At 60.4% G+C, this 18,822-nt stretch carries 24 protein-coding genes; 18 read left to right on the top strand and 6 right to left on the bottom strand.

What is annotated here, in order from left to right; genetic code table 11:
* Positions 1 to 164 precede the first annotated feature (164 nt).
* From KW840_RS10305 to KW840_RS10330, 6 genes are all read left to right on the top strand, one after another.
* The gene (locus tag KW840_RS10305) at positions 165 to 770 is read left to right on the top strand and encodes a LemA family protein (RefSeq protein ID WP_150717735.1); all 606 of its coding nucleotides are present in this window, start codon (positions 165 to 167) and stop codon (positions 768 to 770) included.
* 37 nt (positions 771 to 807) lie between these two features.
* Complete coding sequence (locus KW840_RS10310) at positions 808 to 1,563, top strand: YgcG family protein (RefSeq protein ID WP_057716066.1); 756 nt, start codon at positions 808 to 810, stop codon at positions 1,561 to 1,563.
* A gap of 28 nt (positions 1,564 to 1,591) precedes the next feature.
* Positions 1,592 to 2,209, top strand: a complete 618-nt coding sequence (locus KW840_RS10315; protein WP_218495080.1) for a TPM domain-containing protein — start codon at positions 1,592 to 1,594, stop codon at positions 2,207 to 2,209.
* A 131-nt stretch (positions 2,210 to 2,340) separates the two neighbouring features.
* Positions 2,341 to 2,643 carry a helix-turn-helix domain-containing protein gene (locus tag KW840_RS10320; protein ID WP_218495081.1) on the top strand — a complete coding sequence of 101 codons (303 nt, stop codon included), beginning with the start codon at positions 2,341 to 2,343 and terminating at the stop codon, positions 2,641 to 2,643.
* The gene (locus KW840_RS10325) at positions 2,630 to 2,989 is read left to right on the top strand and encodes a putative holin (RefSeq protein ID WP_218495082.1); all 360 of its coding nucleotides are present in this window, start codon (positions 2,630 to 2,632) and stop codon (positions 2,987 to 2,989) included. The genes KW840_RS10320 and KW840_RS10325 overlap by 14 nt, the downstream gene beginning before the upstream one ends.
* Complete coding sequence (locus KW840_RS10330; protein ID WP_090453589.1) at positions 2,986 to 3,267, top strand: phage holin family protein; 282 nt, start codon at positions 2,986 to 2,988, stop codon at positions 3,265 to 3,267. The genes KW840_RS10325 and KW840_RS10330 overlap by 4 nt, the downstream gene beginning before the upstream one ends.
* Positions 3,268 to 3,283: 16 nt before the next feature.
* Here KW840_RS10330 and KW840_RS10335 read toward each other — a convergent pair whose 3' ends face one another.
* Positions 3,284 to 3,712: a helix-turn-helix domain-containing protein gene (locus KW840_RS10335; protein ID WP_057716061.1), complete on the bottom strand. Its 429-nt coding sequence runs from the start codon at positions 3,710 to 3,712 to the stop codon at positions 3,284 to 3,286.
* Positions 3,713 to 4,012: 300 nt separating this feature from the next.
* Here KW840_RS10335 and KW840_RS10340 point away from each other — a divergent pair, with 300 nt between their 5' ends.
* From KW840_RS10340 to KW840_RS10350, 3 genes are all read left to right on the top strand, one after another.
* The gene (locus KW840_RS10340; protein ID WP_057716060.1) at positions 4,013 to 4,291 is read left to right on the top strand and encodes an ogr/Delta-like zinc finger family protein; all 279 of its coding nucleotides are present in this window, start codon (positions 4,013 to 4,015) and stop codon (positions 4,289 to 4,291) included.
* A gap of 2 nt (positions 4,292 to 4,293) precedes the next feature.
* Entirely contained in the window at positions 4,294 to 4,656 is a 363-nt protein-coding gene (locus KW840_RS10345) for a hypothetical protein (protein WP_057716059.1), read from the top strand.
* Between the two features lie 132 nt (positions 4,657 to 4,788).
* Positions 4,789 to 6,003 (top strand): SAM-dependent methyltransferase, encoded by a 1,215-nt coding sequence (locus KW840_RS10350; protein ID WP_218495083.1) that lies wholly within the window; start codon positions 4,789 to 4,791, stop codon positions 6,001 to 6,003.
* On the opposite strand, the gene KW840_RS10355 is transcribed toward KW840_RS10350, so the two are convergent.
* Positions 5,994 to 6,971: a DMT family transporter gene (locus KW840_RS10355; protein WP_218495084.1), complete on the bottom strand. Its 978-nt coding sequence runs from the start codon at positions 6,969 to 6,971 to the stop codon at positions 5,994 to 5,996. The two genes, KW840_RS10350 and KW840_RS10355, sit on opposite strands and share 10 nt — an antisense overlap.
* A gap of 322 nt (positions 6,972 to 7,293) precedes the next feature.
* On the opposite strand from KW840_RS10355, the gene KW840_RS10360 reads away from it, so the two are divergent.
* From KW840_RS10360 to KW840_RS10370, 3 genes are all read left to right on the top strand, one after another.
* Positions 7,294 to 7,875 carry a DJ-1/PfpI family protein gene (locus tag KW840_RS10360; RefSeq protein WP_008051822.1) on the top strand — a complete coding sequence of 194 codons (582 nt, stop codon included), beginning with the start codon at positions 7,294 to 7,296 and terminating at the stop codon, positions 7,873 to 7,875.
* 14 nt (positions 7,876 to 7,889) lie between these two features.
* Positions 7,890 to 8,195 carry a ribbon-helix-helix domain-containing protein gene (locus KW840_RS10365; protein ID WP_095945146.1) on the top strand — a complete coding sequence of 102 codons (306 nt, stop codon included), beginning with the start codon at positions 7,890 to 7,892 and terminating at the stop codon, positions 8,193 to 8,195.
* Positions 8,196 to 8,367: 172 nt separating this feature from the next.
* Positions 8,368 to 8,712, top strand: a complete 345-nt coding sequence (locus tag KW840_RS10370) for a YegP family protein (protein ID WP_218495085.1) — start codon at positions 8,368 to 8,370, stop codon at positions 8,710 to 8,712.
* Positions 8,713 to 8,854: 142 nt separating this feature from the next.
* On the opposite strand, the gene KW840_RS10375 is transcribed toward KW840_RS10370, so the two are convergent.
* Both KW840_RS10375 and KW840_RS10380 read right to left on the bottom strand, forming a co-directional pair.
* Entirely contained in the window at positions 8,855 to 9,742 is an 888-nt protein-coding gene (locus KW840_RS10375; RefSeq protein ID WP_218495086.1) for a dihydrodipicolinate synthase family protein, read from the bottom strand.
* 26 nt (positions 9,743 to 9,768) lie between these two features.
* The gene (locus tag KW840_RS10380) at positions 9,769 to 10,551 is read right to left on the bottom strand and encodes an aldolase (RefSeq protein ID WP_218495087.1); all 783 of its coding nucleotides are present in this window, start codon (positions 10,549 to 10,551) and stop codon (positions 9,769 to 9,771) included.
* Positions 10,552 to 10,710: 159 nt separating this feature from the next.
* Between KW840_RS10380 and KW840_RS10385 the strand changes: the two genes are divergently transcribed.
* Positions 10,711 to 11,253: a helix-turn-helix domain-containing protein gene (locus tag KW840_RS10385; protein ID WP_218495088.1), complete on the top strand. Its 543-nt coding sequence runs from the start codon at positions 10,711 to 10,713 to the stop codon at positions 11,251 to 11,253.
* A 98-nt stretch (positions 11,254 to 11,351) separates the two neighbouring features.
* On the opposite strand, the gene KW840_RS10390 is transcribed toward KW840_RS10385, so the two are convergent.
* Positions 11,352 to 12,371 carry a DUF4917 family protein gene (locus KW840_RS10390; protein ID WP_218495089.1) on the bottom strand — a complete coding sequence of 340 codons (1,020 nt, stop codon included), beginning with the start codon at positions 12,369 to 12,371 and terminating at the stop codon, positions 11,352 to 11,354.
* Positions 12,372 to 12,502: 131 nt separating this feature from the next.
* On the opposite strand from KW840_RS10390, the gene KW840_RS10395 reads away from it, so the two are divergent.
* From KW840_RS10395 to KW840_RS10410, 4 genes are all read left to right on the top strand, one after another.
* On the top strand, positions 12,503 to 13,411 hold the full coding sequence (locus tag KW840_RS10395) for a LysR family transcriptional regulator (protein WP_218495090.1): 909 nt from the start codon (positions 12,503 to 12,505) through the stop codon (positions 13,409 to 13,411).
* 236 nt (positions 13,412 to 13,647) lie between these two features.
* Positions 13,648 to 14,841: a CaiB/BaiF CoA-transferase family protein gene (locus tag KW840_RS10400; protein ID WP_218495091.1), complete on the top strand. Its 1,194-nt coding sequence runs from the start codon at positions 13,648 to 13,650 to the stop codon at positions 14,839 to 14,841.
* Positions 14,838 to 15,764, top strand: coding sequence for a hydroxymethylglutaryl-CoA lyase (locus KW840_RS10405; protein ID WP_218495092.1), 927 nt, complete (start codon positions 14,838 to 14,840; stop codon positions 15,762 to 15,764). The genes KW840_RS10400 and KW840_RS10405 overlap by 4 nt, the downstream gene beginning before the upstream one ends.
* A 184-nt stretch (positions 15,765 to 15,948) precedes the next feature.
* Positions 15,949 to 17,280, top strand: a complete 1,332-nt coding sequence (locus KW840_RS10410) for an MFS transporter (protein WP_218495093.1) — start codon at positions 15,949 to 15,951, stop codon at positions 17,278 to 17,280.
* 65 nt (positions 17,281 to 17,345) lie between these two features.
* Here the strand turns inward: KW840_RS10410 and KW840_RS10415 are convergent, their stop codons facing one another.
* On the bottom strand, positions 17,346 to 17,834 hold the full coding sequence (locus tag KW840_RS10415; protein WP_218495094.1) for a DMT family transporter: 489 nt from the start codon (positions 17,832 to 17,834) through the stop codon (positions 17,346 to 17,348).
* Positions 17,835 to 17,911: 77 nt separating this feature from the next.
* On the opposite strand from KW840_RS10415, the gene KW840_RS10420 reads away from it, so the two are divergent.
* On the top strand, positions 17,912 to 18,820 hold the full coding sequence (locus KW840_RS10420; RefSeq protein WP_218495095.1) for a LysR family transcriptional regulator: 909 nt from the start codon (positions 17,912 to 17,914) through the stop codon (positions 18,818 to 18,820).
* Positions 18,821 to 18,822 lie beyond the last annotated feature (2 nt).

An 18,822-nucleotide genomic window follows, 5' to 3' on the forward strand; every position in this document is an offset into this window, starting at 1 on the left:
GCCAAAAAACCACAGCCAGATGGCGGATGCGTTTTCGCGCAGGGCCTCTTTTTAGCCCATCGGCCCGTTGCAATCCAGAGGCGCGGGCGATTATGCCCCAAGAGCCGGCCCAGAAGGTTTCACGGTCGGTTTTTTCATGAAATGCACAAGGGAGCATCATCCTGATGAATGTAAGTCCAACCTATCGCTCGCGTTTGCAGGTCGTCACGCTGCTGATGCTGGCTACGTTGCTGACCGCCTGCGGCATCAACAACATCCCGACGCTCGATGAACAGGCCAAGGCCGCCTGGGGCCAGGTGCAGAACCAGTATCAGCGGCGCGCCGACCTCATTCCCAACCTGGTGGAAACCGTCAAGGGCTATGCGGCCCACGAGAAGGAAACCCTGACCGCCGTCATCGAAGCCCGGGCCAAGGCCACGTCGATCCAGGTGGATGCCTCGACCCTCGACAACCCGGAAAAGCTCAAGCAGTACCAGCAGGCCCAGGACCAGCTCAGCGGCGCCTTGAGTCGCTTGATGGTGGTCTCCGAACGTTATCCGGACCTCAAGGCCAACCAGAACTTCCTCGCCCTGCAATCGCAGCTTGAAGGCACCGAGAACCGCATCAGCGTGGCCCGGCGCGATTTCATCCTCGCGGTGCAGAAATACAACACCGAGATCCGCACGTTCCCCGGTCGCCTGTGGCACACCGTGATGTATAGCGACCTGCCGATGCGCGAGACCTTCGAAGCCACGCCGGGTTCGGAAAAGACCCCCGAGGTCAAATTCTGAACTGCGCTAATCGGCGTCACCACGCAAGAGGTTGCCAATGCGCGTCCTGAAAACAGGCCTGTTGCTGTTGTTGTGGGTGGTGGCGATCGCTGCTCGCGCCGAGCTGAGCTTTCCGGCGCTGACCGGGCGGGTGGTCGACACTGCGCAGATGATCGAGCCATCGGTGCGCCAGCAGCTCAGCCAACAGCTTCAGGCCCATGAGCAAGCCACCGGCGAGCAGCTTGTGGTAGTGACGTTGCCGGACTTGCAAGGTACCGACATCGCCGACTTCGGTTACCAACTCGGCCGCCACTGGGGCATCGGGCAGAAGGACAAGAACAACGGCGCCTTGCTGATCATCGCCCGGGACGAGCGCCGGCTGCGTATCGAAGTCGGATACGGCCTGGAGGATCGCCTGACCGATGCCCAGAGTTCGGTGATCATCAACCAGGTCATCACCCCGTCATTCAAGACCGGCAATTTCAGTAAAGGCATCAGTGACGGCGTGGCGGCGATGCTGGTGGTGCTGGGCGGCAACCCCCTGGACGAACCCTCCACGGCGTATGAATCCAGAGGCGATCCGGGGGACGATTTCATCGCGCGGCATCCCGGGTTGTTCGTGTTTTTTGTGATGTTATTCATCCTGACTGTTTTTGTGTGCCAGATGCTCGGTATTCTTCCCGCTGGCCGGGGCGGCTCCGGTGGATCCGGGGGCGGCTTTGGCGGTGGTGGATTTGGCGGCGGCGGTGGAGGGGGAGGCTTCAGCGGCGGCGGGGGCAGTTTCGGCGGGGGCGGTTCGTCCGGCGGCTGGTGATAATAAAAACGAGCAGGCACTTCACGACATGGCATTACTGACTGAACACGAACAACGCAAGGTGGCCGAGGCCATTGCCCGGGTCGAGCGCGAGACAGACGCAGAACTGGTGACAGTACTCGCAGCCCGCGCCGACGACTATGCGTACATCCCGTTGCTGTGGGCCAGCCTGCTGGCGCTGCTGGTGCCGGGCATCGTGCATTACCTCACCGGCTGGCTGACCATGCACAGTCTGCTGATGGTGCAATGGGCCATCTTCATCGTGCTGTGCCTGGTGTTCCGCCTGCCGAAAGTCACCACCCATCTGATCCCGCGCTCGGTGCGCCACTGGCGCGCCTCGAACCTGGCGCGCCGGCAGTTCCTGGAGCAGAACCTGCACCACACCGAGGGCAGCACCGGCATGCTGATTTTCGTTTCCGAGGCCGAGCGTTACGTGGAGATCCTGGTGGATGAAGGGATTTCCAGTCGCCTGGACAACAAGAACTGGGATGCGATCGTCGAGACGTTCACCCAGCAGGTGAAACAGGGGCAGACGCTGCAGGGCTTTGTCAGTTGCGTCGAGGCCTGTGGCGAGTTGCTCAAGGTACATGTGCCGGTGACCCATGTGCGCAACGAGCTGCCGAATCGTCTGGTGGTGCTGGGTTAAGCCAGGGCTTCATGTGCTTTTGTAATGCGCCGCGACACAGTTCCCGAACGTTGTCCGGCGGGGAGCTTGTCTTCAACATCTCTCTCATGGTGCACGCCCTGCGATGGGCGTTCTGTGTAGAGGGAGTTCTTATGAAAACGCAACAAACGCTGGAGACCTTGGTGGAGGATGCACCCGGTAGCGCAATGCTTACTCCGCTGGTGCGACTGACAACGAAAGAGACACAAGCCCTGGAGTGGTGCCTCAAAGGCAAGACGTCCTGGGAGATCGCCAGGATTCAGAGTTGCTCGGAATCCACCATCAACTTCCACTTTTCCAATATCCGTCGCAAGTTCGCCGTCAGATCTCGCAACGCTGCCGTGTTCAGGGCGCTGGAGTCGGGAGCCATCACTGTTGAGCCATTGCAGTCGCGAGATACCCATGAGCCTGACTGATTCGACCTACAACAGTATCAGCGGGCTCATGGTGGGGTTGGGTATTGCGACGTTGCCGGCTATCGATGGAGAAGCCCTGTTCGGCGCGACACTTGGCGCGTGGCTGGTCACGACCACTCGCGCCAACTTCAAGGCCTGGCAACGCATCGGTTCCTGGCTGTTGTCGGCGGGTGTCGGGTACCTGTTTGCCCCGGTCGCCCAGCCACTGGCGCCTTTTCTGACAGCCGGTGTGACGGCCTTTCTGTGCGCGTTGCTGGTCATTCCCATCAGCATCAAGCTCATGCAGTGGATCGATGGCGCCGGCCTCGGTGACATCCTTCGTCATCTCAGAGGGCGAGGGCAATGACCTTTGAGATGGCGGCTCTGGTGTGGGTGGCGGGCGTGGCTCACCTGGTCAGTGCGTTCAGGCTGGCGTGTTACCAGCGCGACGAACAACGTTACCACTGGTGCGACAGGATATTGATCAGCTTGCTTGGCGCAGTGTTCTGCCTTGCCGGCATCGATGTATTGCTGACATTCCTGCCGGTGAGCCCATGGCATGCAGTGGTGAGTGTTTTTTCATGCGTAATGATTGTTCGCAGTAGTGGCAACATTATTGTTTTGTGGCATGCCTTCAAGCATTGAAACGTCGGACTTCAAGTCAGGTTTTGTTTGAGTGTCCAAGTGAGGCCAGGGTAGCGGCCATTTCCGAAAGTTGTGTTTCCAGATCCCGCAGGCGTCGTTTTTCCTCCAATGCGTTTTGTATTGCGCAGCGGTCATCCTCATCAAGTAATCGCCACAGCGAAAGGATGGTGCTTTCCTGCGTTGTTGCAGTTTCCGCAGCATTTGCAGGAGCGTTGACATGGGGCTGCCGCAGCATTGGCCCCTCGCCCAGCAGCAACCAGTCAAGGGAGATGCCGCGAGTCTGTGCAATATCTACGCATAATGAGTATGGCGTGCTGTCGCGGCCTTTCCAGCTGCTGAGTGTCTGGGGGCTGATCTGTAGCGCAGTAGACAGGGAAGCGTCAGTTTTTGTACCCGTGATTTGCTTCAGGCGGGCCAAAACAGCTTGTGATTTTTTGCTACGCAATTTGAGCCTCTTCCTTTTGACATATGCTTTTTGAGTGCTTAACGTATGCGTAATGAGTACGTTTTTTCTTGTAAGTAATCAATCGTCAACTATGAATCTGAAGAATACGATGTCGAAACTTCCTAATGGTATCAGGGTGATTTCCTACGAGCTTGGCTCGTATCTATTACGTGTCCACCCGTTGCACTTCCTTTTGTCTGGCGGACGTTATTTGCAGCACCTGTCTTTCACCAATTGTGTTTCAAACAGTATTGCGTTTGATCAATTCGATTACCACCGGATGGCCCAAGGGAAGCATGTATGAGTACTTACAAGATGGTGTGCCCGCACTGCCTGAACCGGATGCGCATACGTACCAGCGAAGGGCGGCATATCTTCCTGCGGGTGGCATACCTGCAATGTACGTCGGAGGCCTGCGGCTGGTCGGTACGGGCCGAGTTCGAAATGACCCATGAGCTTTCCCCCAGTGGCATGCCCAATCCGGCCGTGCACCTGCCGTGCGCCGGACCTGACTTGCGCCGCGCCGCACGGCCTGTCGCCGAGAGTGCTCCGGCGGCGCAAGCGCAACAGGAGTCTTGAGCATGAAGGAGGTTGATGAACAGGCCCATTTGAATGAGGAGCTATTGGCCATAGCGCAGGCGTTTCTGACCCGTCATGAAGGCGAGGGTGTGATTGATGATCAAGTGCTGTTCTGCCGTGCGGTGAGGCATTTGCAGAGTCTGGATATGCCGATGCACCAGGCGGAGCGGCTGGTCAGCCATGCATATGGATTACTCAAATCCAGCAACGATCGCCGACGTCTGGATCTGGCTGCAAGTTCCGAAACTGTCGCCGTGGTCACTGATCCGGTCAACGGTCTGACGTGGGCGGTGCCGGTAGGGTTGATCGTCAAGTTCGTCATCAACTCGCCGACCAATCGCAAACTTCGACTGGTGGAGCCATGAGGTAGCGACGGTTGATTTCAGGTCCCGATCGGCGGGAACGGGACCTGGCGCAAAATTACCCCGTGCCCAAAACCCTCGTCCCCCCTAAAATACCCGGCATCCCCAGATTCGTATTGCCGAGGCCGTTTTTCCATGTCCGTCACCGCCACTCCCGCCAGCCTCGCGCCGGATCATCACGCCCAGTTCATCGACCTGCTGCAATCGAGCCTCGAGCACAACGCATTCATCAAACTGGTGCTGGCCAAATACGTGGGTGATGAAACGGACCTGCAGCGGATCATCATCAAACCGGTGACGGTCAAGGCGCAGCCTTGCCTGTCTTTTGTCTACCGCTACAAGACCCGCGATATCACCAAGAACCTGCCGCTGGTCGAAGGTGTGGCGAGCATTGCCGGGCTGCTACCGGCGTCGTTCAAAAATGCGCATTTGTTGTCGTTGACCGACGAAGCCCAGCTCGAATACAGCAAAAAAGGCAAGTCATCGCTGTTCAAGAGCCAACCTCAGCAATTGCGCGAAGTGCCATCGGCCGAGCACAACCGTGAGAAAAACCGTTTTCTTGACCTGAGTCGGCCGTTTCTCGCCGACCTCGGTGTGACCAACCGCAAGCACGAGCTGATCCCGGCGATGTCGCGCAAGTGGAAGCAGATCAACAAGTTCATCGAAGTGTTCAGCCATGCGCTGACGTCGTCCCCCCTGGCGCTGGACAAGCCGGTGCGTGTGGCGGACTTCGGATCGGGCAAGGGCTACCTGACCTTCGCCATCCACGATTACCTGCGCAACACCTTGAAGGCCGAAGGCGAGGTGACCGGCGTCGAACTGCGTGAAGACATGGTCACCCTGTGCAACACCGCCGCCGCCAAGCTTGAACACCCCGGCCTGGTGTTCAAGTGCGGTGACGTGCGCAGCGTGGCGCCGAGCGAGCTGGACGTGATGATCGCCCTGCATGCCTGCGATATCGCCACCGACTATGCGATCCACACCGGCATCCGTTCCGGAGCGGCGATCATCATGTGCTCGCCGTGCTGCCACAAACAGATCCGCCTGCAAATCCAGAGCCCGGCGCTGCTCAAGCCGATGCTGCAATACGGCTTGCATCTGGGCCAGCAGGCCGAGATGGTCACCGACAGTTTGCGCGCGTTGTTCCTTGAGGCCTGCGGCTACGAGACCAAGGTGTTCGAGTTCATCTCACTGGACCACACCAACAAGAACAAGATGATCCTGGCGGTCAAACGCGCAGAACCAGTGGACCCGGCTCAGTTGCTGGCGAAGATTCAGGAACTGAAGGATTTCTATCGCATCAGCGAGCATTGCCTGGAAACCCTGCTGCGCTCCGACGGTTACCTCTGATCCTGTGGGAGCGAGCTTGCTCGCGATGGCGGATTTACAGTCGATAGAGATGTTGAATGTGATGTCCCCATCGCGAGCAAGCTCGCTCCCACAGGATTGGGTTTGATCGCTGTCTTGCGCCCGAGCATCACCGTCACGATCACCCCGCCAGCAAACAGCCAGGTAATCGGCTCCACATGTTCACCGAAGAACAGCGCCGAGAAGGCGATGGTGAAGAAGATCTGCAGCAACTGGATCTGACTGACCCGGGCAATGCCCCCCATGGCCAGTCCGGCGTACCAGGCAAAGAAACCGATGAACTGCGAAAACAGCGAGACATATCCGAAGGCCCACCAGGTCTTGGCGGAAATCTCGCCCTGATGTTGTAGTGCCAGATACACCACCGGGCCAATCAGCAGCGGCGTCGACAGCACCAGCGCCCAGCAGATCACCTGCCAGCCGCCCATCTCCCTGGCCAGCCGGCCTCCTTCGGCGTAACCCAATCCGCCCACTGCAATGGCGCCAAGCATCAGCAAGTCACCGGCCTGAATGCTGCCGGCACCGCTGATCAGTGCATAACCGAGCACCAGCGCACTGCCCAATGCGGCGCAGGCCCAGAAGGCTTTCGAAGGCCGCTCATGGGACAACCACGCGGCGTACAGCGCCACGCACAGCGGCTGTAATCCGTTGACCAGCGCGCCGTGGGACGCCGGCAAGGTTTGCATGGCCCAGGCCGACAATACCGGGAAACCCAGGATCACCCCGGCCATCACCAGCACCAGGCCTTTTACCTGCTTCCAGGTCGGCCATTTTTCCCGGTGCCACAGCAACAGCAACGCCGCCGGAACTGCTGCAAACAGTGCCCGGCCCAGGCCATTGAGCAGCGGGTGAAGTTCCTGCACGACGATCCGCGTGAAGGGCAGGGTGAGGCTGAAGATCACAACGCCGAGCAGGCCGAGGGCCATGCCGGTGTTTTCGCGCGAGGACATGATGGCAACCAGAATCGTGGAAGGTGGGAGGTGTTGTTATCTAGCCATAAACCCGGTGTAAGCCGCTGTTACAGCTAGGTGCAGAGTTATCCGTACAGTTGCGAACACACCTATGTGGCGAGGGGGCTTGCCCCCGTTGGGCTGCGCAGCAGCCCCTATCCGGTTTCATCAAACGAACCGCACTGTCCTATTTTGCGCCTGCTTCGCAGGCGAACGGGGGTAAGCCCCCTCGCCACAAGGTAGTAGCCGGTTGTTACCCGACCCGCCGGATAAGGACTACCTTGAATACTCCTGCACGCCCACTTCCAGAGGAGTCCTCCCCATGGCTGCGAAAAAAATTCTGATGCTGGTCGGTGATTACGTCGAAGACTATGAAGTGATGGTGCCGTTCCAGGCGTTGCTGATGGTCGGCCACACGGTGCACGCCGTTTGCCCGGACAAGGCTGCCGGCCAGACCGTGCGCACGGCGATCCATGACTTTGAAGGCGACCAGACCTACAGTGAAAAACCCGGTCACCTGTTTGCCCTGAACTTCGATTTCGCCAAGGTCAACGCCGCCGATTATGACGCGGTACTGATTCCGGGCGGCCGTGCGCCGGAGTACCTGCGCCTGAACGAAAAAGTCCTGGAACTGGTGCGCGCGTTCGACAAGGCCGGCAAGCCGATCGCTGCCGTGTGCCATGGCGCGCAGTTGCTGGCGGCAGCGGGTGTTCTCGAAGGTCGCGAATGCAGCGCTTATCCGGCCTGCGCTCCGGAAGTGCGACTGGCGGGCGGTACGTATATCGATATTCCGGTGACGGACGGCCATGTCCAGGGCAATCTGGCCACGGCTCCGGCCTGGCCTGCGCATCCGAACTGGCTGGCCGGTTTCCTGGGGTTGCTGGGTACTAAAATCACGCTGTAAAGAGGGGCATGCCCATGTGCGAGCTGTACGTCAAAGCCGACCCGATACTCTACGAATCGCGCTCCCGCTCGCTGCGCATTTGCGGGGTGGTCACCACCTTGCGGCTGGAGAATCAGTTCTGGGACATCCTCAGCGAAATCGCCGAGGTCGACGGCATGACCACCAATCAGTTGATCGCCAAGCTGTATGAAGAGGTGATGGACTACCGCGGCGAGGTGGTCAATTTCGCTTCGTTCCTGCGGGTGAGTTGTACGCGGTATCTGAGCCAGCGGCGGACGTCAGCACCGGAGTTGTCGGTGGTGCGGGCTGCGGCGAAGTAAGGAAGATCGTGTCGACACCATCGCGAGCAAGCTCGCTCCCACAATGGTTTGGTGTACACAAATCTACTGTGGAAGCGAGCTTGCTCGCGAAGGGGCCAGAACAGGCGACAGAAACCCGAGGCTGGTCTTTACTGTGAAGCGCGCAACCTTTCAATCGCCAAGGAGAAAGAGCATGTCCGGATGGTATGAAGTGAGCAAAAGCAGCAATGGCCAGTTCAGGTTTGTCCTCAAGGCGGCCAACGCCGAGACCATTCTGACCAGCGAGCTGTACACCACCCACGCCGCCGCCGACAAAGGCATTGCCTCGGTCCAGGCCAACAGCCCGCTGGATGAGCGTTACGAGAAGAAAATCACCAAGGATGGCCAACCGTATTTCAACCTGAAGGCGGGCAACCACGAGATCATCGGCAGCAGCGAGGCCTATTCCTCCGATGCCGCCATGGAGAAAGGCATCGCCAGCGTGAAGGCCAACGGTTCGTCCAAGGTGGTCAAGGACAAGACGTTGCCGGTGCTTTGAGTACAGCTTTCAAATCCAGCAAAAATCCCTGTGGGAGCGAGCTTGCTCGCGATGGCGGTCTGACAGTCAACATCCGTGTTGAATGTAATGGTCTCATCGCGAGCAAGCTCGCTCCCACAGTGGCTTTATGTACAGCTGGAGATCAGCGCAGGGCCTTCAACAGATCTTCCAGCTGATCACAACTCGCCTCACTCAACGGGAATACCGGCAGCCGCGGATCCCCCACCTCCAGGCCCGTCGCCCGCAAACCCGCCTTGATCGTCGCCGGCAAGCCACCCTTGAGGATGAAATCCAGCAGCGGCAACTGGCGATAGAACAGCTCGCGAGCCTTGCGCAAATCGTTGGCCAGCACTGCTTCGTACAAATCCAGGTTGAGCTGCGGGATCAGGTTCGGCGCAGCGGTGCACCAGCCTTTAGCGCCGGCGGCGAAGGCCTCCAGGGCCAACGGATTGCAGCCGTTGTAGAACGGCACCTGGCCTTCGCCGAGACGTTGCAGTTGATGCATACGCTGGATGTCGCCGGTGCTCTCCTTGACCATGGTCACGTTTTCCACGGCGTTGACGATGCGCAGGATCAGGTCCACCGACATGTCGGTGCCGCTGGTGGCCGGGTTGTTGTAGAGCATGATCGGCACGCCGATGTTGTCGCCGATGGCGCGGTAATGGGCGAGGATCTCCGCTTCGCTGAGTTTCCAGTAGGACGTGGGCAGCACCATCACCACATCGGCGCCGTGAGCTTCGGCGAAACGCGCGCGACGCACCGCTTTAGCGGTGGTCAGGTCGGACACGCTGACGACGGTCGGCACGCGCCTGGCCACGTGCCTGATGCTGAACTCGCTGACCAGATCCCACTCTGCGTCGCTCAGGTAGGCACCTTCACCGGTGCTGCCCAGCGGTGCGATGGCGTGTACGCCGCCCTCGATCAGTCGGTCGATGGAGCGCCCGAGGGCATCCAGGTCAACGCCCTCGCCGTGGGGGGTGAAAGGGGTGATGGTGTAACCGATGATGCCGTGAATGTTTGCGGTGGACATGGTGTCTCTCCGTTCGATCGATGGGTTCAGTTCAGGCAATCGGCGTGTTGGCGCAGGATCTGCCGGGCGTAGTAGTTGAAAGCGGCGGCATGCCGCTTGGGCCGGGCAATCCAGTCGTGGGCTTCACGGCCCAGTTCGGGAATGATCGGCTTGATGGTCCCGGCGCTCATCGCCAGCAGTTGCAGTTTCGCGGCGCGTTCGATCAGTTGCGCGATGACACAGGCTTCCTCGATGGTACCGCCGGTGGACAATTGGCCATGATGCGAAAGCAGGATCGCCCGTTTGTCGCCCAGTGCCCCGGCAATCAGCTCGCCTTCCTCGTTGCCCACCGGCACGCCCGGCCAGCCTTCGAGAAACGCGCAGTCGTCATAGAGCGGGCAGAGGTCCATGTGGGAAATCTGCACCGGCACTTCCAGCATCGACAAGGCTGCAACGTGGGTCGGATGGGTGTGAATGATGCAGTTCACATCCGCTCGGGCGCGGTACACCCAACTGTGAAAACGATTGGCCGGGTTGGGCATGCCGTGGCCTTCGAGCACCTCCAGGTCCTCGTTGACCAGCAGCAGGTTGCCCGCAGTGATTTCGTCGAAACCCAGGCCCAGTTGTTGAGTGTAGTAAGTGCCGGGTTGTGGACCACGGGCGGTGATTTGTCCGGCAAGGCCGGAATCGTGACCATGCTCGAACAGGATGCGGCAGGTCAGGGCCAGCTTTTGCCGGGCGGTCCACGTATTATCCGCCAGGGTATTTTGCATTTGGCTCAGCGCGTGCTTGACCAGTTGCTCTTTGGGCAGCGCTAATGTCTTGGCCATATCGGTGTCCTTTGGGTGATTCAATGGACGTCGGGTTTGCCGTTCACCGGTTCCTCGCAAAGTCGTCGGTGAGTGCAAATGACACTAAAGAGGCTATATGACACATTGTGTCATTGGCAAGAACAAATCGTTGCCTCCTTGATGGATAAATCGCTCTACATGTCTATCCGTTTGAAATTACTCAGAAAAAAACTTGGCGTGACGTTGGAAACCCTGGCCGAACAATCCGGCATGACCAAGAGTTACCTGTCGAAAGTCGAACGCGGGTTGAACACGCCGTCGATTGCTGCGGCCCTGAAACTGGCCAGGGCGCTGAATGTGAAGGTCGAGGAACTGTTCTCTGAAGACAACGTCAGCCTCGACAGCTACAGCCTGGTGCGCAGCCACGAACGGCAACCCTTGGGCGTCAGTGACAACAATTCGGGTTACGCGGTGCTGGCCCATCAGGTCAGCGAACGCAGCCTGCTGCCGTTCATCATCTACCCGCCGGCCGAGTTCACCGACAAGACCTTCAAGGAGCATTTGGGCGAGGAGTTTTTATTCGTCCACGAAGGGCGGGTGGAGGTGGACTTCATGAACGAGCGCGTGCTGCTCGATCGTGGCGATGCGTTGCACTTCAATGCGCAAAAGCCGCACCGGATTCGTTCGGTGGGCGAGGTGCAGGCGCAGTTGCTGGTGGTGGTGCACAGCGCTGAAGAATGAGTTGACTGCAAAAGCATCGCGAGCAAGCTCGCTCCCACAGGGATCACGCTGAACCTGTGGGAGCGAGCCTGCTCGCGAATGCGTCAGATCAGTTGCCGCTAAACCTCGACCGGAACCGCCAGCTTCGTGCCACCCAACGCATGGCTCTTCGAATCAAAAAACCGCAACTCAACCCCCGTCCCCTCAAACACCTTCGCGTAATGCCGCTTCTGGTGCTGGATGAAGGCCTTGCTGCGCGGGTAAATCGAGATCGCCACCACCTGCGGTTTCGCCAGGCGCAAGGCATGGATGATGTGGCTGTCCTGCTCCCCCAACGCATGGCCGAAGATGCACAGCGCCTGGCCGTGACCGAGTAATTGCTCGTAGCAGAACGACAGGTAATCCGAACTGCGAATGGTCTTGAGCTTGTCCGCACTCGGGCCTTCATTGACGAACAGCGGCACGTCGTCGAGGGTCTTGATCGTGTTGTTGATGGCGAAATTGCCCAGCAACGTGCCCTCGGTCGACATCAGCTTGCGCGCCGTACCGTCCTGGTTGCGCACCAGATGCAGACCGCCGTGCAGGTACAGCAAACGGGTTTTATCGGTGGCCGTGTCGCTCAGGTCGAAACCGGGTTCGGCACCCTGGAACAGATCGGTGATCGCCTCAGGCTGGTGTTGCACTGCCCAGTAGTTGAGCAGGTCGTAATTGGTGGTGAACACCGTGCGGTAGCTGGCCAGTTCCTGATTGATGGTTGCCAGCGTCGAAGGCACCACCAGCCGCCACGGGATATGCACCGCATGCACAGTGTTGATCAGTGCTTCCTTGATCGCGTAGTAGCGATTGCGCGGGGCGGCGGAGCTGACGGCCAGGGCCTTGTTGACCCGGCTGGTGGTTTTCAAGGCGCTCAGTACCTGCTCGAAACTGCGGGTCTGCATCGCATCGAACACGCTCAACTCGGACGGGCTCAGGGGTTTTTCTTCAACGGTGCGGGCGTTTTCGAACAGCGATTCGTAGCCGAAATCGTCCCACACCGCGCGACTGGCACCGTTACCTACCAGCAAGCCACTGAACGAAGTGGTGCTGCGCAAGGCGTTCCAGTCTTCAAGTTGAGCATCGACATCCTGGAAATCGGTCATTGCGTTCTTCGTCTCACGGCAAAAGGTCTGTGGGCGGCGACTTTATCACGACCGGTGCCTGGACCACGGCACGACGTGGGCGAAGAACGCTATGCTGCGACTTCGCCTGAGCCGACTTCGCCGAGTACCCGATGCTGCAAAAAAGCCTGATCCGCCGTCTCGACCTGATCACCCTGCAACTGTTCGTCGCCGTGCACGAAGAGGGCACGCTGACCCGTGCAGCGGCGCGCGAAGCGATTGCCGTCTCGGCGGCGAGCAAGCGTTTGATGGAGCTGGAGGAGGCGTTGGGCATCAGCCTGTTCGTGCGCCAGGCCAAGGGCATGTCCCTGACGCCGGCCGGTGAAACCCTGCTGCACCATGCCCGGCAGATGTTGTTCAACGTCGAGAAAATGGGACTTGAACTGGGCGAGCACAGCCACGGTGTGCGCGGCTACGTGCGGATGCTCGCCAACCTGTCGGCGATCATTCAGTTTTTGCCCGAGGACCTGCGGGACTTTTCCGAGCGTCACCCACAGGTCAAGACCGACCTCGAAGAACGCCCTAGCGCCGGGGTGATTCAGGGCGTGCTCGACGGGGTGGCCGACCTCGGGATCTGTTCCATCGACAGTGACATCAAGGGCCTGCACAGCGTGCTGTATCGCCAGGACAAACTGGTGGTGTTGATGCCGCCGCACCATCCATTGGCGAGCCGGTCCAGCGTGGCGTTCGCCGATACGCTGGACAGTGATTACGTTGGGTTGCATGCCGCCAGTTCGATCAACATGCGTACCCACGCGGCGGCGCGCCAGGCCGGCAAGGTACTGCGGGTTCGTATTCATGTGCCGGGGTTTGATGCGATGTGTCGGATGATCCAGGCCAACATGGGGATCGGCATCCTTCCGCAGCGCGCCTATGAATTGTTTGGCCGGGCGCTGGGTTTGCACGCGGTGCCGTTGACGGACGAATGGTCCGATCGGGCGTTGATTCTGGTGGTGCGCGATGAGGCGTTGCTGTCGCCGGTGAGCCGGATGTTGTTTGAGCATTTGCGGGATACAGCCTGATAGTTCTCGGCTGAATGGGCGGGCCTCATCGCGAGCAAGCTCGCTCCCACACTGGGTCGGCGCCGCACTGAGGATCCCTGTGGGAGCGAGCTTGCTCGCGATGGCGGACTGCAGGTAACGATAATCTCCCCGGGCGTTCGCATTTCGCGAACGCCCGTTGCCAACTGAAGGTTGGATTCCCGAGCGACCTGTCCTCTAGCCTTGGCACATATTCCAAGAACAAGAGGTACCCCGCGATGACTGCCCCTTTGAGTGCGATCAAAGTGATCGAGATCGGCACGCTGATCGCCGCGCCGTTTGCGGCGCGCATGCTGGCCGAGTTCGGCGCCGAGGTGATCAAGATCGAATCCATGGGCCAGGGCGATCCCCTGCGCAAATGGCGCAAGCTGCACGAAGGCACCTCGCTGTGGTGGTACCTGCAATCGCGCAACAAGAAGTCCCTGGCGCTGAACCTCAAATCCCCTGAAGGCATCGAACTGGTCAAGCAACTGGCGACCAGCGCCGATGTACTGATCGAAAACCTGCGCCCCGGCGCCCTGGAGAAACTCGGCCTGGGTTGGGACGTGTTGCATGCACTCAACCCCAACCTGACGCTGGTGCGGATTTCCGGTTACGGCCAGACCGGTCCTTACCGCGACCGTCCAGGTTTTGGTGCCATCGGCGAGGCCATGGGCGGGATTCGCTACACCACCGGCACGCCTGGTTCGCCGCCGGCGCGGGTCGGCGTGAGCCTTGGCGATTCCCTGGCTTCGCTGCATGCGGTGATCGGTGCGCTGATGTCGCTGCTAAGGGTCAAGACCGGGCAGGGCGGCGGGCAAATCGTTGATGTGTCCCTGGCCGAAAGCGTGTTCAACGTCATGGAAAGCCTGGTGCCGGAATACGACATGCTTGGCCATGTGCGCGAACGCAGCGGCGGTGCCTTGCCGGGCATCGCGCCGTCCAACACCTACCTGACGGCCGACGGCGCCTACGTGGTGATTGCCGGCAACAGCGATCCGATCTACAAACGCCTGATGCAAACCATCGGCCGCGCCGATCTGGCCGATGCCCCGGAGTTCGCCCACAACGACGGGCGTGCAGCCAAGAGCAACCTGCTCGACGCCGCCATCACCCACTGGACCAGCAGTTTGCCCATCGACGAGGTGCTGGCCGCGCTGGAGGCCGCCGAAGTCCCGGCCGGGCGCATCTACTCGGTGGCCGACATCGTCGCCGATCCGCACTATCAGGCGCGGGACATGCTGCTCAATGCCGAGTTGCCCGGTGGCGCCACGGTGAAGATGCCAGGCATCGTGCCGAAACTCTCCGAGACGCCCGGCGGCGTGAACTGGTCCGGCCCCGGGCTGGGCCAGCACACCGATGGCATCCTCGCGCAGCTGGGCCTGTCTGCAACAGACATCGAACGCCTGAAAGTCGAAGGAGTGGTGCAATGATCACCAATTACTCCGACCACCTGATCGTGCAGGAAGTGTCCCCGCGCGACGGTTTGCAAATCGAGCCGACCTGGGTTGAAACCTACGACAAGATCGCTCTGATCGATCAACTGTCGCTGGCCGGGTTCAGCCGCATCGAAGCCGGTTCGTTCGTGTCGCCCAAGGCCATTCCTGCGCTGCGCGATGGTGAACTGGTGTTCAAGGGCATTACCCGGCAACCGGGGGTGATCTATGTCGCGCTGATCCCCAACCTCAAAGGCGCGCAACGGGCATTGGCGTGCAGTGTCGATGAGCTGAACCTGGTGATGTCCGCGAGCCAGACCCACAACCTGGCGAACATGCGCATGCGCTGTGAAGATTCGTTGGCCGCGTTCGGCGAGATTGTGCAGTTCGTCGGCGACAGCCCGGTGCGACTCAACGCCAGCATCGCCACCACCTTCGGCTGCCCGTTTGAAGGCAAGATCGATGAGGACCGGGTACTGCAAATCGTCGACGCCTATCAGGAGCTTGGCATCCAGGGCATCACCCTGGCCGATACCACGGGCATGGCCAACCCGCGTCAGGTCGACCGGCTGGTGCGCCGGGTGCTGCAAAGGGTTTCCCCATCGGACCTGACCCTGCATTTTCACAACACTCGCGGTCTTGGCCTGTGCAACGTGCTGGCCGCTTACGAGGCCGGTGCCCGTCGCTTCGACGCGGCCCTCGGCGGCCTCGGCGGCTGCCCGTTCGCACCGGGGGCATCGGGAAACATCTGCACCGAGGATCTGGTGAACCTGTGCGATGAAGTCGGCATTCACACCGGCATCGATCTGCCGCTGCTGTTGAAACTGTCCCGGGGACTGCCGGCGCTGCTCGGCCACGAAGTGCCCGGTCAACTGGCCAAGGCCGGGCGCAATTGCGACCTGCACCCCGTGCCCTCCTGAGCAAACTGCCCTCCTGTAGGAGCGAGCATGCTCGCGATGGACGTCAACGATAACGCTGGATGCCAGATACCCCGCGGCGATCTCAGGTTCATCGCGAGCGAGCTCGCTCCTACAGTGAAATCGAACATTTACCAGACAACAAAAACAATCGGACACCCACGGGAAGTCCGCCTGGAGAAACGCAATGAGCCTTAATGCACTGGAGGCCGGCGCGAGCCCGGCCGTTAGCCACGACGAAGAAAAAGCCCTGGTCAGCAAAGTCGCCTGGCGCCTGATGCCGCTGATCATGGTCTGCTACCTGTTCGCCTTTTTCGACCGCATCAACATCAGCTTCGCCAAGTTTCAGCTGCAGGCCGACCTGAGCCTGAGCGACACCGCTTACGGCCTCGGCGCCGGGTTGTTCGTGGTCGGTTATGTGATTTTCGAAGTGCCCAGCAACATGATGCTGTACAAGGTCGGCGCCCGGCGCTGGATCGCCCGGATCATGATGTCCTGGGGCCTGGCCACGGCGGCCATGGTGTTCGTCAACAGCGAATGGCAGTTCTACGTGCTGCGCTTCGTGATCGGCGCGATGGAGGCGGGTTTCGCTCCGGGCGTGCTGTATTACCTGACCCTGTGGTTCCCGCAGCACTATCGCGGGCGCATCACCTCGATGCTGTTCCTGGCGTCGGCGTTCGCCGGCCTGGTGGGCGCGCCGTTCTCCGGCCTTGTGCTGCAACACCTTGACGGTGTGCTGCAAATGCGTGGCTGGCACTGGCTGTTCCTGCTCGGTGGCGTGCCGTGTATCGGCCTCGGTTTGCTGGTGCTGACCCTGCTCAAGGACCGCATCGAAGACGCCCATTGGCTGACGCCTTCGGAGAAGACTTTGCTGGCCAGCCGCATCGCTCAGCATGAGCCGCACAAGAGCGGTGGTTCGCTGCTCGCCGCCCTGCGGATTCCGGGCTTCCTGACTTTGGGGCTGATCTATTTCCTGATTCAGGTGGCGTCCTACGGCTTGAATTTCTGGGCGCCGCAACTGATCCGCAGCGCAGGTACCGAGAGTCCGGTGATGATCGGCTTGCTGACGGCCATCCCGTACATCTGCGGCGCCATCAGCATGGTGGTGATCGGACGGCTGTCCGATGCTACTGGCGAGCGGCGCAAGTTTGTCGCCGGTCTGGTGGCGGTCGGTGCGGTCGGGTTCTTCTGTGCGGGGATCTTCGCCAGTCACACGACCTTCCTGATTGTCGCGTTGGGCCTGCTCGGTGCCGGGATCATCGCCTCCATCCCGAGCTTCTGGACCCTGCCGCCGAAACTGCTGGCCGGTGCCGGCGCGGGCGCGGCCGGCGGGATTGCGGTGATCAACACCCTGGGCCAGTTCGGCGGCATCGTCAGTCCGGTGATGGTCGGCCGAATCAAGGACCTGACCGGCAGCACCACGCCGGCGCTGTATGTCATTGGTGTATGTGCGCTGATTGCGGTGGCGCTGTTGCTGTGGGGGTTGCCGCAGAAGTTGCGCACACTCGATAAGTTTTAAAAGATCGCAGCCTTCGGCAGCGCCTGCTCGGACCACGCATCCCGGAGGCTGCGATCTTTTGATCTTCAAGAAGTCGCTGTCATCGCTTTTTCCGCAGCGTCACTAAACTGAATCAGCACCACCCCGGCCATCAACAGCACCACCCCAAACACCTTGGGCAAGCTGACTGGCCGCTCCACCAACCCAAACCAGCCGAAGTGATCCAGCAACAACGACCCCACCACTTGCCCCGCCAGCGCCAATGCCATGAACCCCGCGGCCCCCAGTTTGGGCAGCAACACCAATGCCAGGGAAATGAATATCACCCCAAAAGCGCCACCGGCCCACATCCAGAGCGGCGCCTTGCTGATGAATGCCAGTGATGGCAACGGCAAGCGCATCGCAACGATGATCGGCATCAGCACCACGACGCTCACCAGCAACGAGGCGAGTGTCGCCCACAGCGGATGGCCCAACCCGCGCCCGAGATTGACGTTGATCGCGCTCTGAAACGGCACCACCGCCCCGGCGATCATCGCCAGTCCAATCAGACCGGCCCAATGCAACGTACTCATGATCGATCTCCAACAGGTTTTGCTGGACTCTAGGGTATTCGTCACGCAGATTTAAATTCCGTTTTGTTATCCAGAACATGCAGCAGATGAATAATCTTCGCCGTATCGACCTCAACTTGCTGGTGATCCTCGACGCCTTGCTCAGCGAGCAACACGTGACCCGGGCGGCCGAGCGTCTGCACTTGAGCCAGCCAGCGGTCAGCCATGCGCTGGCGCGCTTGCGTGACCTGCTCGGTGATCCGCTGCTGGTGCGCGCCGGTGCCGGTCTTGTGCCGACTCCGCGAGCGCTGGAACTCGTGGTACCGCTGGCCGCAGCCCTGGCCCAGGTGCAAGCGCTGCTGGCGCCGAACGCCTTCGATCCCGCGACCACCCAGCGCACCTTCCGTCTGGCGATGTCCGACTACGGCGCCGCCATTGTCTTGCCGGGACTGATCCGAACGTTGCGCCGCGAAGCGCCGGGCATCGACCTGCAAATCAGCCATGGAAGCCGCGAAAGCATGCTCGAAGGGGTGCTCAACGGTGACATTGATGTCGCCGCCGGTGTATTCCCGGAAATGCCCCATGAGTTGCGCAGCACGCCCCTGTTCGAAGAGCACTATGCCTGCCTGGTGGACCGCAACAGCCTGCCCGCCGATGGTGGCCTCGACCTGCCCACTTACCTGGCTCGGCCTCACGTCCTGCTGGAAATGCGCGGCAGCGGCACCCCGGAAATCGAACGTGCATTGACTGCATTGCGCGAACGTCGTCGTGTGGCTGTCAGCCTGCCACACTGGAGCGTGGCCCCGGAGCTCATCAGCGGCACCGACCTGATCCTCACCGTCGCGTCGCGCGGCTTGCGCGATATCGATCAGTCTTCAGTGGTTGTCGTGCCACCGCCGTTTCACATTCCGTCGTTCACCTTTGTGTTGGCGTGGCATAAACGGCGGGGTGGGGATCAGGCGTTGAACTGGTTGAATGAGCGGATCGTCCAAGGGACCCACCGTTGACT

Origin of the sequence: Pseudomonas sp. PDM30 (assembly GCF_019218985.1) — a bacterium.
GTDB lineage: Bacteria > Pseudomonadota > Gammaproteobacteria > Pseudomonadales > Pseudomonadaceae > Aquipseudomonas > Aquipseudomonas jessenii.